Consider the following 15451-nt stretch of genomic DNA (forward strand, 5'->3'; position numbering starts at 1 on the left):
GGGAACTGTAGCGACTGGGTTCTTCGCCTCGTCGTTTGCGAACCGAGTCGCTATTGCTCCCGGTTATGACTCGGCCGCTTCCGCAAGATATGCGAAAAGGCTTACAATTGAGTTACACATGTTTGGAAAAAAGAAAATGAACGAGAAAGAAGTGGAAATTGAGGAATTTGACGATCTTAACGGCGAAAAAATACCGGTCTTTGACAAACGCCGGTTCAACGCCGACGGCGAAGCTAAAGCCGATGAAGGCCCGAAAGAACCGGTGAGATCGCCAAAGGAGATCGCCCTCGAAGCAGATCTAAAGGCCGAGATCGAACGCCGTGAGGCCGCCGAATCGAAACTCGTCGGCGTTCAGGCGAAATTTGAGGAGGCAAAAAGCAATCTCGAACGCGAAACCGCCGAGATGCGGACGCGGCTGATGAAAACGCTCGAGGATCGCAGCAAACAGGCCCAGTTCAGCTTTTTAACAACTCTACTCCCGGTACTCGATAACTTAAATCTCGCCGTTTCAGCCAGCGAAAACGATGCTTCGATCGATAACCTTCGCAGCGGCGTTATCGGCACTGCTCGAAGTTTTGAGAGGGCGTTGATCGATGTAGGCGTTGAATCGATTGCGGCAGTTGGAGTCGCTTTCGACCCGGAGGTACATCAGGCGATCGACATGAAGGAAGTCGATGCCGAACTAGATGGAACGATCACTGCGGAATATTCACGCGGATACAAATTTGGCAACCAGCTCTTGAGGCCGGCGAAGGTTCAGGTTGGAAGAGCAGGGGCGGCTTCGGTCGGAGAGTGATTTCCGCTTGAGACTACTGTCGCGTTCGCCCGGAAAAAACTTTCGGGCGAACGCGACAAAGTGTTATTATTTAGGGGTAGGTAACAAGCTTCCTTCCGGCTGCATCCTAGTCTTCAGGTTTTACAGGTTTTATTTATGGCAGACATCGACGCATACAAGGATAAATTCAGCGAAAGCGGGCAGCGGATATTAGAGACAGCTCTGAGCGAATCCAAAAAACGCGATCAAAATTACGTTTCGATCGAGCATATTTTGCACGCGATCGCATTCGAAGAGGACGATCTTTTCTCCTCCACGATGCGCGACCTTTCGGTCGACCCGCGTTCGGTCAAAATGCTGATCGAAAAACGGATGGAAGACGGCCGTCAGCATAGCGGCAAAGGCTTTCGCATCGCTCCGGAAACGACCGAGCTGTTCAAACGGGCGATGGACCGGGCACGTTCTCAAGGCCGGCGGGTGATCGATGGAAGTGACATTTTTTACGTTCTCTCAAATGACGAACGCAGCATCCTGAACGAGGTTTTGCAGAATCTGGGTGTACCTTCGGACGAAGTCGCAACGACCGCACGCACACGAATTCGTAAGAGAGAAAAAGAAGAGGAAAGAACGCGGCAGAAATATGAGTTGCCATCATTCCTTCGCCATTTCGGCGTCTCAATGAACAAGCTTGCCCGACAGGACAAGATCGCCCCGACGATCGGCCGCGAACGCGAGATACTCCAGATGATCGAGATCTTGTCCCATCGCGAAAGGTCCAATTCTCCGATGCTGGTCGGTGAACCCGGTGTCGGCAAAACCGCCGTTGTCGAGGGTCTCGCAAGAATGATCGAGCTCGAGCCGGAAAAGGTTCCGGCGAGACTCAGAGATGCACATATAGTCCAGCTTCAGATGGGCGGTCTCGTGGCCGGAACGATGCTCCGCGGAATGTTCGAGGAGCGGATCAAGGGCATTATCGACGAGGTCAAAGAAAAAGATCACATCATCCTTTTCATTGACGAAGCACACTCGATCATCGGCGCAGGAGCCGCCATGGGAACGACCTCTGACGCGGCAAATATGTTCAAATCGGCTCTCGCCCGGGGCGAACTGCGAATCATCGGAGCGACAACGATCACCGAATATAAAGAGTACATTGCCGACGACGAAGCTCTCGCCCGCCGGTTCCGCCTCGTTAAGGTTGACGAGCCAAGCATTGCCGAGACCAAGGAGATACTTCTCGGCGTTCGTCCGCGTCTCGAAAAGAATTATTCGGTCACGATTTCGGACGAAGCCATCAATATGGCTCTCGAAATGTCACCGAAATACATTCGCAATCTACACTTGCCGGACAAAGCGATCGGCTGGCTCGACACGGCCTCGGTCAAAGTCGAGATCAACGAGCCGACTGAGATGATAGTTCGGCCCGAGCATATTATCGATGTAATTTCGCAGGAATCCCGGATTCCCAAGGACATGATCTACCGAGACACGTCCGATCGTTTTTCCGCAATGGAAGCCGATCTCGCGGGTCGCGTCATCGGCCAGAAAGACGCGGTTCGTGCTGTCGCTGAGCGTTTACGCCTCAACAAAGGCCCGCTGAAGGAGAATCATTACGCACCGGATGGTGTGTTGCTCTTTCTCGGACCGACCGGAGTTGGAAAGACCGAACTTGCCAAGGCGGTCGCCGAATTCATGTTCGGTGACGAAAGCAAAATGGTTCGCATCGACATGAGCGAGTATGGCGACGGAACCGTCGGCATCGAAAAACTCATCGGCATGCCGCGAGGCATCGTCGGTTCGGAACGCGGTGGTTTGCTTACCGAACAGCTTCGCGACAATCCTTACACCGTTTTGCTGCTCGACGAAGTCGAAAAAGCCTCGCCGTATCTGATGAACATCTTTCTCCAGGCTTTTGACGAAGGCTGGATCACAGATGGCCGCGGCAAGAAGGTTTATCTGTCGGATGCTATCGTCATCATGACGTCGAATCTGGGCTCCGAGAACTTTAAGAAGTACGAAAAGCCGCTCGGATTTGGTCAGAAATCGCAGGGCGAGATGAAGAACATTCGTCAGGATGTGATGAAGGCGGCGGAAACTCGCTTTACGCCGGAATTTCGCAACAGAATTGACGAGATCGTCATCTTTTCGCCTCTCGTAATGGACGAAGTTCGCGAGATCGCTAAGCTTTATCTTGCCAAGATCCAGAAGAATATGGAACGTCAGGGAAAGAAGGTCGAGATCACCGAGGCTGCTCTTAACCTGTTGACAGAAAAAGGATTTAGTCCAGCCTATGGGGCTCGTTTCCTAAAGCGTCACATTGACCAGAAAGTCAAGCTTCCGATCACTAACGAATGGAAGATGGCGATCAAGTTTACTGTCGATGCCGTCGATGGTGAGATCACCGTTGTTCCCGGCGAAGTTTTCAGCCTGAACTAAACCCGGATATTATTTCCCGCATCAAAGGCTTCGATGATAGTATTTTCATCGAAGCCTTTTGCTATAACCGCATGAAAAAAAGCTCCATTTCCCTACTGTTCGTTCTGTTCCTAACCGTTATCGCGGTTGGTCAGGATACACGTCTAAAAATAATCGAGCAGCCCCGCCCTGAACTGCCAGTTAAGCACGGCACGCTTGATATTCAGGGCACGATCGTTCTAAGGGTCCAGTTTCTTGAATTTGGTGAAATCGGCGAGGTGCTCCCCGTCAAAGAACTCCCTGCAGGCCTGACGCAAAATGCTATAGCCGCCGCACGGCGGATCAAGTTTGAGCCCGAGAGAAAGGATGGAAAGCCGGTGACGGTCTATCGTGAGGTCCAGTATTCATATAGCTGGAACGGTGGTTGGCTGGATGCCCAGAACAAAAGTAGCGATGCTTCAACGACCGTAAACGATCCGGTGAAAGCCGCCGGGATCATCGCCAAAGCAGTTGAAAATCTGGGCGGTGATCGTTACCTGCAGGTAAAAACACAGGTCGGCAAGGGCAAGTTTAGTGTTCTGAGAGAATCAACGGTCGCGTCTTTTCAGGCGTTTTTCGACGTCATTGTATTTCCTGATAAGGAACGCACCGAGTTCAAAGGCAGCGGTTCGCGGACGGTCCAAGTTAATACCGGTTCGACCGGCTGGATCTTCGATGGCGACCAGGAGCTAATTAAGATCCAGAATGCGGGCCAGATCGACAATTTCAAACAGGGCATTCGCACGAGCCTGGATAACCTGCTTCGCGGCGGTTGGAAGGGTGAGGCCGAACTCGCTTATGTCGGACGACGCCCGGCGACTCTTGGCAAGCGGAATGATGTTGTAAAACTTACCTACAAGGACGGCTTCGCCGTCGAATTCGAGTTTGCAGCCGATGATGGAATGCCACAAAAAGCTGTTTACAAGCGAACGAACGATGACGGAGAAGAGATCAAAGAAGAGGACCGCTATGCTCAATTCATAGATGTGAACGGGATCAAGGCTCCATTTATCATCGACCGGTTCACAAACGGTAAAGCCACATCCCGGATCAATTTCGAGACGATCGATTTCAATAAAACGATCCCGGATTCTATCTTTGCCAAGCCGGCAACGCCGAAAGAGGCAAAAAAAGACATTAAGCTATAAAACAATTCCGCCACTCTTTCGAGCCTGAAAGAGTGGCGGAACAATTTCTCAAAACAACCTTCGCTATTTAACCCAATCTGCAAGGAAAACGTTCGTATCGCCTTCCTTAGCGGAATTACGGTTCGATGCGAACACCAACTTCTTACCATCCGGGGAAAACATCGGAAAACCGTCGAACGTCTCGTTGTAAGTCACACGCTCGATCCCCGTGCCGTCAAGATTGATCAGTGCGAGGTCAAAGTTGCGCTTACGCGGATCGCTCGCGAAGTAATTTGTACAAAAAATTATCTTCTTTCCATCCGGCGTAAAATATGGTGCGAAACTGCCTGCACCGAGATTCGTGACCTGACGCTTATTCGACCCGTCTACGTTCATCACCCAGATCTCGAATGTTGTAGGAACGATCAAATGCCGGGCTAGCAGGCTTTTGTACCGCTCGGTCTCAGCGGCATCTTTTGGAGTAGAACGTCGATAGACAATGGTCTTGCTGTCCGGCGAGAAAAATGCGCCGCCGTCGTAGCCGACCGCATCAGTAAGACGCTTAACATTCTTTCCGTCAAGGTCCATTGAATAGAGGTCAAGATCGCCGTCCCGTTCGCTGGTGAAGATTATCTTCTTACCATCGGGCGAGATCGTCGCTTCGGCGTCGTAGCCGGGTGTATTCGTCAGTTTCTTTATATCCTTTCCGTCGGGTGTTGAGGTGTAGATATCGTAATCGGAATAGACCGCCCAGACATATCCCTGCGTAAAATCCGGATTTGGCGGACATTCCTTTGCTCCGCCGTGGGTCGACGCATACAGAACGCGTTTGCCGCCTTTAAAAAAGTACGAGCATGTCGTCCGCCCCTCGCCGTTCGAAACCTGCTTCACATTCGAGCCGTCGATATTCATGCGGTAGATCCGGTCGCATGCATGGCCGTCGCGCTTTGACTGAAAGATCAATTGCTTTCCATCAGATGAGAAGTAGGCTTCGGCATTCTCGCCGCCGAAAGTCAATTGTTTGATGTTCTTCAGACGCCTCTCTCCGTCGAAGGCGAGAGGCTTCTGCTGCGCAAATGAGGTTGACAATAGGGTTATAATTACGACAACAGCAAAATACAACTTTTTCATATTTTCGATTATATTATCAAGACGCCAGTTTTGCGTATCCGACTATAGCGGTTTTTGGTAAGAATGGGTTAGAGACAACTTTAAGCGCTCGCAAGTTTTGCAGGTTTATTCGGTATATGAACTTTGAGACAAATAAAGATGTACTTGATTGGTACGAGCGGCAGGAACGGTCGCTAACTCCCGAATTTATCAACGCTATTCCGTGGAATGAAGTCAAAGACCATTCGCTCGACGAAAGATTTGTGCCCGTTCTTCTTTATATGCGGGACGTCGAAACGCTCACTGACATGTATCATCGAGAGTTACTTCGAACGCCGACCGGCAAAGATCCCCATATCAGCAAATTCATGGAACGCTGGGGAATCGAGGAGATCACGCACGGTGAAGTCCTGAACAGATTCCTTAACGAGGCCGGCTACGAAACCGATCACAACTGGCAGGAGCAGGTCCGCCGCGATGTTTCAGCGAGTTATAACGCGACCGCCTATTTGATGACAATAATCACGAATCTGGTAGGGAAAAAGTTTACGGCAACGCACATGGCCTTTGGTACGATCCATGAACTGGAAGCTGCTCAGGGCTATCGAAGACTAATTGCGTTGGCAGATCATCCTATTTTGACGCACATCGTAAACGGCATCGTCCGAGAAGAAGCGATCCACGCTCAATTCTACCGGAGCGTCGCCCGTATCGAACTGCGGAAAAATGAGTTTTCTCAGAAAATGGCTCGCTGGATAATCGATAGGTTCTGGGCTCCGGTTGGGCAGGGCTCGCTTGCGAAAAGCCGAACGAAATATACAATCGAGACATTATTCGGCTGCGAGGATGCCATCGAGGGCCTCGACAAGACCGTAACCCAACGTGTCCGCGGCCTGCCCGGCTTTGACGGCATTACAAAAATAACGGATGTGATCGCAGACATGGCAGAAAAGCCGAAGATGAAAATGGAGACGGCTTGATGGCGAGCGGAATTTATTAGGCCAACCCTCGATAATATTCAACACCACCGCTAAACTCGACCGCGACCTTACCGTGAGATTCGGCGTAGTCTAGATGTGCGATCGCCTCAGAGATCGCAAGGAAGCGATGCACATCATGATCGAACGATGAAGGGAATAGCTGCCGTGCAACTTCGAAAGCCGTCGTCCCACTGCCTTTCGCCAGAGCGATGACGCGGTTTTGCCTTTCATCTATCGCTCGCACATAGCGGTGAAAGATCTCCTCGAAATCGGTAACAGGCTCACCGTGCCCGCCATAAGCTAATGTCGGTGCAAGGCTCCTTAGCCTCGCGAGACTTACAAGGTACTCGGCAAGCGATCTGAACCTCTTGCCGGGATCTACCGGATCAGGCGCCAGCATCGGATTTGGTGTAATTCTCTTGAGAACGCAGTCGCCGCATATTAGAGTTCGGTTTGCTTCGCGATGAAAGGAGCACGATCCTGGCGTATGGCCCGGCGTATGAAGTACGCGTAAAGACCCGTTCTCAAACTCAAGTTCCATCTCATCTCGCAAAGAACTGAATTCACCGTCCTCCAGTGAATCTGTCAACAAACTCACTTCTTCATAAAGCTGGTGCATGTCTAAAACCACGCTGTCCGGAACACCAGAGCGAAGTAGGAGCTGCCGATGTTCATCGTTCGCAAGCCTGCCAAAAAGATGGCCGGTCTCCCAATCATGGATCAACACTTCCGCATTTTTCGCTTCATCTCGAACCTGTTTTGCCAGTCCGCAATGATCTTCGTGTGCATGGGTTAGAACGATACGCTTGATGTCAGAAAATTGGAGTCCGTTCGCCGACAGCTGCTGGCGAAGTGACGCCGCTGCCTCTCTGGTTTTCGGGCCTATATCTATTAGCGTGATCGGATCTTCCTTTATGAGGTAGACATTCACATCGCCAACATAGAATGGGGTCGGAATTGATAGTTGTACGATGTTCATAAATAACGTTGACGCGAATCCTTATCTTAGCAAATCGAGTCCTTTTGCTACGCGAACTAAGGCAGCTTTTGGGGTGAATTCAGTAGGAAAAGATCCATGGATTTAGCCTGATAACAATTTTTAATTGGTAAACCCAATTTCATAACCTTAGAAAATGTAAAATTGCTGTGTTTTTGCTTGCCTTAATCCTAAATTTGGGTTACAAAATTCAAAGCAATTCAATTCTGTTTAAATATCTGTCGGATAAATACCTTAGGTTTTCTTTAGCTATCAAAATTCGCGCGAAAACGCTTAGAAACGTTTCCAGGCCCCGAATGGATTTCCGGGTACGCGAGTGGTATCGACAGGACAGTGCTTTCCAACGTATCCAAGGAGAACGAAAAATGAAATTTATTTTTACTGAAGTGCCCGCCAGGGCCGCAAAGCTGGCAATGTTCCTGATAGTGCTGATGAGCCTCGCGGGCGCTGCGATCGCACAGTCACAAGCCGCAGCAGCCGACCTTAGCGGCACGGTAACGGACCCGACTGGAGCCGTTGTCGCAGGAGCAACCGTTTCCGCAAAAGGTGTCGGAACCGGCATAAACCGCACGGTTACCAGCGATGCCGAGGGGAATTTCAAATTCATCAGCCTGCCTCCGGGCGACTATGAAGTCACCGCTGATGCTAAGAATTTCAAGAAGAGCGTTCTCTCGGGCATCAAACTCACCGTCGGCCAGACCGCTCAGCTTACTATCAAGCTCGAGATTGGTGCTGAAGGCGCCGTTGTCAACGTAACGGGCGACGATGTTCAGCTCATCGAAACAACCAAAACGAACATCTCAACCACGATCGAGCAGGTCCGCATCAATAGCCTGCCGATCAACGAAAGAAGTGCGACCGGATTTGCCTTGACAATATCGACCGTTGGACGTGACAACGGTCGACCGGTGGGCCCTGCACCTACATCAGGACTCAACATCGGCGGCCAGCGTGGACGTTCGACTCTCGTTCAGGTGGATGGAGCGGATTTTACCGATAACTCGATCAATGCCGCCCGCTCGACCGTTTCGCAGGAAGCTGTGCAGGAATATCAGGTGACGACCAACTCGTACATGCCGGAATTCGGCCGTGCGACCGGCGGTATAGTTAACGTCGTGACCAAGCGTGGTACGGACAACTTCAACGGAAATATGTTCGGCTTCATTCGCCACAAGAGTATTCAGTCGCGAAACGCCTTCGCTCCGATCATTGACGGTGACCCCAACAAAAAACCCGGCTATACCCGTGCCCAGTACGGTATGACCCTCGGCGGACCGATCAAAAAAGACAAAACATTCTTTTTCGGCTCGTTCGAACAGCGTCGTCGTCAGGAATCAGGATTTTTTACCGGTGACATCATCGGCGGAGCAACGTCGAGCGTTACGATCCCGGTAATCGCGGGCCTCAATCCGACCGCCCGTACCTTTACCGGTTTGACGGCCGCTCAGGCAACTTATGTAAACACTCTGCTCGGTGCAGGAACCGCCGCAGCCGTATGTACGGCTCGTACCTATGCTTTCTTTGCATCCAGCGGCACACAGACGGCACTGAACGGCACGAATACGCTGTTCAGCCCGAATGACGGCAGCGGCTGCCCGGCGATATCACCGATCCTGCCGAGCGCAAGCCCGATCGGCCCGCGATTCATTCTTTCCGGAGCTCCGGTTCCGCTGACGCGTCGTTCGGATGGCCAATATGTTGCGTTCCGTCCGCTCAATGAGCTCGCACGAATTTACCCGATCGCGGACGCTACTACATACTTTTCGTTCCGCGTGGATCATACATTCAACTCGAATAATCAATTCAGTGTTCGATTTGGTTACAACCCAAGCAAAATCAACGGTATCCAGGACGAATCGCAGAACCAGACACTGGGCCAGAACGATTATTCACGAACGGGCATCCAGGACCTGAAAGATACGTCCTTCGGCACGTCGCTCACGAGCATTCTGCCGCGTAATATGGTCAACGAGATCTATTACAACTTCGGCCGCCGCAAAGCGAAATTTGATTCGCAGGTTCCGAGCGTTGCTCACCAGATCGCAGGTACCGGCTTTATCGGATCGAATCCATTCTCGCCGGTCGACCGCCTTGAGAATCGCCACCAGCTTCGCGACAATTTGAGCTGGGTCAAGGGCGATCATACGATGAAATTCGGCGTCGACCTTAACTCGGTCAGCGGAAACGCAAGCTTTGAGTTGAACTTCCCTGCCCTTTTCAATTTCAGCCAGCAGTCCTGCAGTTCACTTATCACTGGCTGCACGGGTCCGGCTTTCACGGCGATCCAGACCTATGGACTGGGCTTCCCGAGCGTTTTCATTCAGGGCTTTGGCGAACCGAACAGTACGCTCAAAAATAAGCCAATTGCCTTCTTTGGACAGGACACCTGGAAGATCAACAAACGCTTCACGCTTAACTTTGGCGTCCGTTACGACTATGAGTTTACTGAAGAGTTTGCCCCTTCATCCTTCCGCGACCCGCTGACGGGTATTACGTTGAGCGCATCGGACGTGCAAACCGCCCAGGATGCGTTGAACGTTACGCAGGGCTTCCCGCGTGATAAAAACAACATTGCTCCGCGACTCGGTTTTGCATGGGATCTAGCCGGCGACGGTAAAACAGTGATAAGAGCAGCGGTTGGACGCTTCTTCGATCACCCGCTTCTCGTTGTTTCTTTCAACTCGAATATCGCTGACGGCTCACAGCAGCAGCAGGCGACCCTTTTGCCGATCGGCGGCCCTTCGCCAACTGGTCTGTTCAATGCCTTCCAGGTTTTCCATGGAACTATCTGCGGTGTTGGCGGTTCAAGCTCGGCTATCTGCGGATCAGCAGTAACGCCGGGGATCGCGGCAAGCTCGCAGTATCAGTTTGGATACCAGCGGTTCAATTCGGCTAACTTCACCGGTTTCGGCCCGATCCTTCCGTTCACGCTGCACGTTTCGAAGGATTTCCAATATCCGGATGCCATGCAGGCAAACCTGTCGGTCGAACGCATGATCGGTAAGAACATGTCGCTCTCGGCCAGCTATATCGCGGTAAACGCAAAACATCTCGGCCACCCGCAAGATGTCAACACGGTAAATCTGACGTCTCTTGTAGACAACTTCAGGCGCTACACCGCAAATAACCCACAAGCATGCGGAGCAGTAGCCTGCGGCCCCACAGGACGTGCCCCGACAAGCCTCAGCGAAGCCGCGTTCTTCTCGATGCCGACAACCAGCAATGCACTTTACACGGTGGTGGTACCGGGCTTCATCGCTGTGAACAACACGACCGGGCAAAAAATAGTCAGCCCGATCGCTGCTGATTTCTTCCGTAAACTTGGACCTAACTACTTCTTCGTGCAGGCTCTTACCGGCCTCAATAAGACAACCTTTGACTCATTGTTATCCGGCACCTTACGTGCACCCGGCCCGATCAACCCGTATGCGGATGTGAACGCACAGATGTCGGACGGTAACTCGTACTACAACGCCTTGAACCTCGAACTGAAAAAACGCTTCTCAAACAGCGTTCAGTTCTTTGCGACCTATACTTGGTCACATTCGATCGATGATTCGTCTGACCTTCAGACGCTTCTGAAACCACAGGACAACCTGAACTTCCGTGCTGAAAAATCGGATTCGTTGTTTGACCAGCGACACCGTTTCGTTTTCAGCGGCGTGCTCGGCTCGCCGGATTCCTGGAAATCAGGCAGCGGACTGCAGAAGTTCATGTCCGGATTCACTTTCTCTCCGATCGTTGAGATCAGCTCGGGCCGTCCGTTCAACATTCTTGCAGTTGGCGATAACAATGGTGACTTCCAGAGCACGAATGAACGTCCTTCGGTTCGCTCGGATGGATCGCTCTGTGCTACCGGCGTCGATACGAACTGCTTCCAGGGGATCTTCCCACTGAGTGGCAATCTGGGACGTAATATGGGTATGACCCATAGTTATGTCTCGCTTGATGCTCGTCTTACTCGCCGGATCGACATTGGTGAGAGGTTCAAGATCGACCTGATCGCCGAAGGCTTTAATCTTTTCAACCGATTCAACGAAGCCGCCGGCAATCCGTTCTATCAGGTTGTGAACTCATTCGGCCAGCGGTCAGGCGGCAAGTACTACAGCCAGCCAACGTCGGCATTTGATCCGAGACAGTTCCAGTTTGGTGCCAAGATCACCTTCTAAGGCTATCCTGGAACACGTAACTAAAGCCGGATGGTTTAGCCATCCGGCTTTTTTATTGGATAATGTATCGATGTCGTCGCTCTCGCAGAATATAAAACAGAAGGCCGCATTGATCGGATTTTCCGGGGTTGGGATCGTCCGGGCCGACGCGCTGGATGACGAAGCAAAGCATTTCCGCGAATGGCTCGCGAATGGCTATCACGGCACGATGGCATGGCTCGAACGCGAACCTGAGAAGCGCAGCGACCCGCGGATTCTTTTTCCCGGGGCCAGATCCGTCATCGTCCTGATGCTGAATTACTACACTGATCACGAACATGCCGATGACCCCGAACGCGGTAAGATCTCCCGTTACGCTTGGGGCGACGATTACCACGATGTGATGCGGGAAAAGTTAAACGAGCTTCTCGTCTGGATAAAAACCGAAGTTCCCGAAGCCGAAGGTAAGGTATGCGTCGACACAGCTCCGATGATGGATAAGGCTTGGGCCGTCCGTGCCGGACTCGGTTGGCTTGGAAAACATTCAAATCTGATCACGACAGAAGTCGGCTCCTGGGTATTCATAGGCGAGATCATTCTTAACGTCGAGCTCGAATACGATTCCGAGGTCGTCGCGGATCACTGCGGCAGTTGCAGCGCCTGCCTCGACGCGTGTCCGACAAATGCGATCGTCGAGCCGTATGTGGTCGATGCCCGCAAATGCATTTCGTACGCAACGATCGAACTCCGCGACGAAAATTTGCCCGCAGAAATATCAGAAAATCTCGAAGGCTGGTTCTACGGTTGCGACATCTGTCAGGACGTGTGCCCGTGGAATCGTTTCGAGAAGGCAACCGAAGAAACCCGGTTCGAACCACGAAAGGGCGAGAGTTCGTTGAATATTGACGGTATCATCTCTATGACAAACGACGAATATATCGAAAGATTTCGCCGCTCGGCTATAAAACGGGCGAAAATCGGCGGTCTCAAGCGTAATGCAAGCGCTCTAAAATAGTACGTTCTAGTGATAGACAAAATGAGATCAAACAAGTCATATCTGGTAACAATATTATTGAGTACGGTATCGACTCTCCTTCTGATCGGCAACGGCACCGCTCAGAGTTCGCCATCGGCCGCTGCGGCTAAGGAGTATAAACGTCTTGTGAATCTGCAGACAGCCTTGGTTAAGATCCCGATGGCTAGGCAGGACAAGGAGCCACACCGGTCTTTTCTCAAACGGAACGACAGAGACATCGTTTACAGCGATCCTGCGGGTGAATGGTATGTCCGCTCAAGGCGATTTTGGGATCTTGCTGCCAAGTATCGCGAACTTCCCATCGCAGACAAGATCGCGTGGAGCGCTGCGGAGAATCAACTGCCGGGCGAATGTGAGGGCTATGTCCCGTGTTACCTCTCGGTGATCCGAATCACCTATGGCGAGTATCTGACACGCTTTCCTAAAGGAGCGTACAGAAAACGCGCGATGCAGGAAATGACAATTTCTTTTACCCGCATTGCTGATGATGCCGCTTCTACTAAAAGAAACTACGACGGGCCGACCGAAAGCGGCGACCAGGCAGAATTTCTAAAAGCAGTTCGCGAACTTCGGAACATCCTCACCAAGGTTCCCAAACCTGATGCCGCAAAAGCTCTTTCTAAGCTAAAGCTGCTCGAAGGCTCTTACAGATAGCCCGAAAACGCGGAGTTTCTTGTATCATTAGATAATGCTACGCGATGCTCACAACCGGACAATCCGTGATCTGCGAATATCGCTGACCGATCGCTGTAATTTCCGCTGTTTCTACTGCCTGCCCAACGGCGAGCCGCCGCTCGCCCGAAAAGACACGATCCTGACATTCGAGGAGATCGCCTATCTCGCTGACATCTTTGTCGGACTCGGCATCGAGAAGATCCGTCTGACGGGCGGTGAGCCCTTGATCAGAAAAGACGTTCCGAAACTCGTCGAAAAGCTCGCAACCCTAAAACCACGGCTTCATGATCTCGCTCTGACCACCAACGGCTTCGATTTCCCGCGTCACGCAAAATCTCTAAAAGACGCCGGCCTCGACCGCGTCACGCTCAGCCTTGACAGCCTCGACCGCGAGAAATTTGTCGACATCACCGGCGTAGATGCCCTCGACAAAGTCTACGCATCGATCGAAGCGGCAAAAGAATTTGGTTTTGAGCCGGTGAAGGTCAATGCATGTATCGTTCGCGGCCGTAACGATGACGAGCTGGTCGATTTCGCCCGATTCGCCCGCGAGACCGATGTGAGTTTCAGATTTATCGAGTTCATGCCGCTCGACAGCGGTCACGAATGGAGCCGCGAGATGGTGGTTTCGGGCAAGGAAATTCATGCCGCCATTAACGACGCCTATCCGCTCAAACTAAAGGAAACCTCACGCGGCAGCGAAACGTCGTGGAAATACTCATTTGCCGACGGTTCACCCGGCGAGATCGGCATCATCGCTCCGGTCACCGAAATGTTCTGCGGCGCCTGCTCCCGCATCCGCCTAACCGCCGACGGCCAGATCCGCACGTGTCTGTTTTCAACGACCGAGCACAACCTACGTGATTTACTCCGCAGCGGAGCCAGCCGCGAAGAGATAGTCCAGTTCATCGAGGACGTCGTCATGAAAAAAGAACCGCGTCACTACATCAATGACGCGGAGTTCAAGCCTGCGAGTAGGACGATGAGTTTTATCGGGGGCTAGCCTTAGCTTTGTTTCCTTCCCATCATATCTAGCCCAACTGCCGCGACGAGGATCGAGCCCTTGATGATGTCCTGCATAAAATCGCGGACATTGAGCAGGGACATTCCGTTGTCGAGGCTCGCCATGATCAATGCTCCGAGGCAGGCTCCGAAGATGGTGCCGCGGCCGCCCATCAGGCTCGCTCCGCCGATGACGCAGGCGGCGATGGCGTCGAGTTCCTTGAGAACGCCGGCGTCCGGTGCGGCACTGCCAACGCGGGCCGTGAAGATGAGCGAAGCAACGCCGGTTAAAGCCCCGAGAAGAGCGTAGACCTTCAAGATATTGCGTTTGTTATTGATGCCGGAGAGCCGGGCTGCATCCGCGTTTCCGCCGATCGCATAGAGATAGCGGCCAAATGTCGTGGAGTTTGTTAGGAACGCTCCAAAAAGAGCGACGATGACCAGGATCAAGACCGGGATCGGTACGCCTTGATAAGCGTTCATCACGATAATGAACGCGATGATGCCGCCGATCGGAATGATCGATTTGAGTAATTCGCCAGTGTAATTAGCTTCGCCGAGCCCGTAATCTTTGACCGAGCGGGCATTTCGATAGGCCATGAATAGGACAAATGCAATGGCCACTGCTGCGAGAATCCAGCCGAAGGTCATCGGCAGATTTTCATTGCCTATCGCCTTAAAAGTCTCGTTCGATATCGGAATAGTGTTCCCGCCGAGCAGCCATTTCACCGCTCCCCGCCACGCTAAGAGGCCTCCGAGCGTGACAATAAAAGCCGGAATATTCAGGTACGCCGTCAAGGCTCCGTGAAAGATCCCGATCGCAACACCAACGGTTATCGACGCAATGATCGCTACCGGCAGTCCGTATTCCATTACCGTCACAGCGTAGGCCGCGATGCCGCCGGCGAAGCCAAGCACCGAACCGACCGATAGATCGATGTTCCCCGAAACGATCAGCATGAGCATGCCGACCGCGAGTATCGCGGTAACAGACATCTGCGTCATCAGGTTTGAAAGATTCCTCGGCGTAAGAAAGATCGAGTCGGTCGCATAGTGAAAATACGCCCAGATCATGCCGAGAACGGCGATCATTATGTACGCTCTGAGCGTGGTAGCATTAAATCGTGAAGTTTTCGGTTCGTCCATT

At 52.1% G+C, this 15451-nt stretch carries 11 protein-coding genes; 8 read left to right on the forward strand and 3 right to left on the reverse strand.

The annotated features are described in order from the left end of the window. Positions 1-136 precede the first annotated feature (136 nt). The 3 genes from IPG22_03105 (at position 137) to IPG22_03115 (ending at position 4377) form a co-directional block, all read left to right on the forward strand. On the forward strand, positions 137-796 hold the full coding sequence (locus tag IPG22_03105; protein ID MBK6587295.1) for a nucleotide exchange factor GrpE: 660 nt from the start codon (positions 137-139) through the stop codon (positions 794-796). Positions 797-931: 135 nt separating this feature from the next. After that, complete coding sequence (locus IPG22_03110) at positions 932-3211, forward strand: ATP-dependent Clp protease ATP-binding subunit (GenBank protein ID MBK6587296.1); 2280 nt, start codon at positions 932-934, stop codon at positions 3209-3211. 71 nt (positions 3212-3282) lie between these two features. After that, positions 3283-4377 (forward strand): energy transducer TonB, encoded by a 1095-nt coding sequence (locus IPG22_03115; GenBank protein MBK6587297.1) that lies wholly within the window; start codon positions 3283-3285, stop codon positions 4375-4377. Positions 4378-4440: 63 nt separating this feature from the next. Here the strand turns inward: IPG22_03115 and IPG22_03120 are convergent, their stop codons facing one another. After that, positions 4441-5487, reverse strand: a complete 1047-nt coding sequence (locus IPG22_03120) for a PD40 domain-containing protein (GenBank protein ID MBK6587298.1) — start codon at positions 5485-5487, stop codon at positions 4441-4443. A gap of 116 nt (positions 5488-5603) precedes the next feature. Here IPG22_03120 and IPG22_03125 point away from each other — a divergent pair, with 116 nt between their 5' ends. Then, entirely contained in the window at positions 5604-6446 is an 843-nt protein-coding gene (locus IPG22_03125) for a ferritin-like domain-containing protein (GenBank protein MBK6587299.1), read from the forward strand. Positions 6447-6462: 16 nt separating this feature from the next. On the opposite strand, the gene IPG22_03130 is transcribed toward IPG22_03125, so the two are convergent. After that, the gene (locus IPG22_03130) at positions 6463-7425 is read right to left on the reverse strand and encodes an MBL fold metallo-hydrolase (protein MBK6587300.1); all 963 of its coding nucleotides are present in this window, start codon (positions 7423-7425) and stop codon (positions 6463-6465) included. Positions 7426-7808: 383 nt separating this feature from the next. On the opposite strand from IPG22_03130, the gene IPG22_03135 reads away from it, so the two are divergent. The 4 genes from IPG22_03135 (at position 7809) to moaA (ending at position 14305) form a co-directional block, all read left to right on the forward strand. After that, positions 7809-11612, forward strand: coding sequence for a TonB-dependent receptor (locus IPG22_03135; GenBank protein ID MBK6587301.1), 3804 nt, complete (start codon positions 7809-7811; stop codon positions 11610-11612). A 70-nt stretch (positions 11613-11682) separates the two neighbouring features. Continuing rightward, positions 11683-12606 carry a tRNA epoxyqueuosine(34) reductase QueG gene (gene queG / locus IPG22_03140; GenBank protein MBK6587302.1) on the forward strand — a complete coding sequence of 308 codons (924 nt, stop codon included), beginning with the start codon at positions 11683-11685 and terminating at the stop codon, positions 12604-12606. A gap of 21 nt (positions 12607-12627) precedes the next feature. Further along, entirely contained in the window at positions 12628-13281 is a 654-nt protein-coding gene (locus tag IPG22_03145; protein ID MBK6587303.1) for a hypothetical protein, read from the forward strand. Positions 13282-13315: 34 nt separating this feature from the next. Continuing rightward, on the forward strand, positions 13316-14305 hold the full coding sequence (gene moaA, locus IPG22_03150; protein ID MBK6587304.1) for a GTP 3',8-cyclase MoaA: 990 nt from the start codon (positions 13316-13318) through the stop codon (positions 14303-14305). A 2-nt stretch (positions 14306-14307) separates the two neighbouring features. Here moaA and IPG22_03155 read toward each other — a convergent pair whose 3' ends face one another. After that, complete coding sequence (locus IPG22_03155) at positions 14308-15450, reverse strand: sugar ABC transporter permease (GenBank protein ID MBK6587305.1); 1143 nt, start codon at positions 15448-15450, stop codon at positions 14308-14310. Between the last annotated feature and the right edge of the window lies 1 nt (position 15451).

The sequence above is a fragment of the Acidobacteriota bacterium genome (assembly GCA_016703965.1).
Lineage (GTDB): Bacteria > Acidobacteriota > Blastocatellia > Pyrinomonadales > Pyrinomonadaceae > OLB17.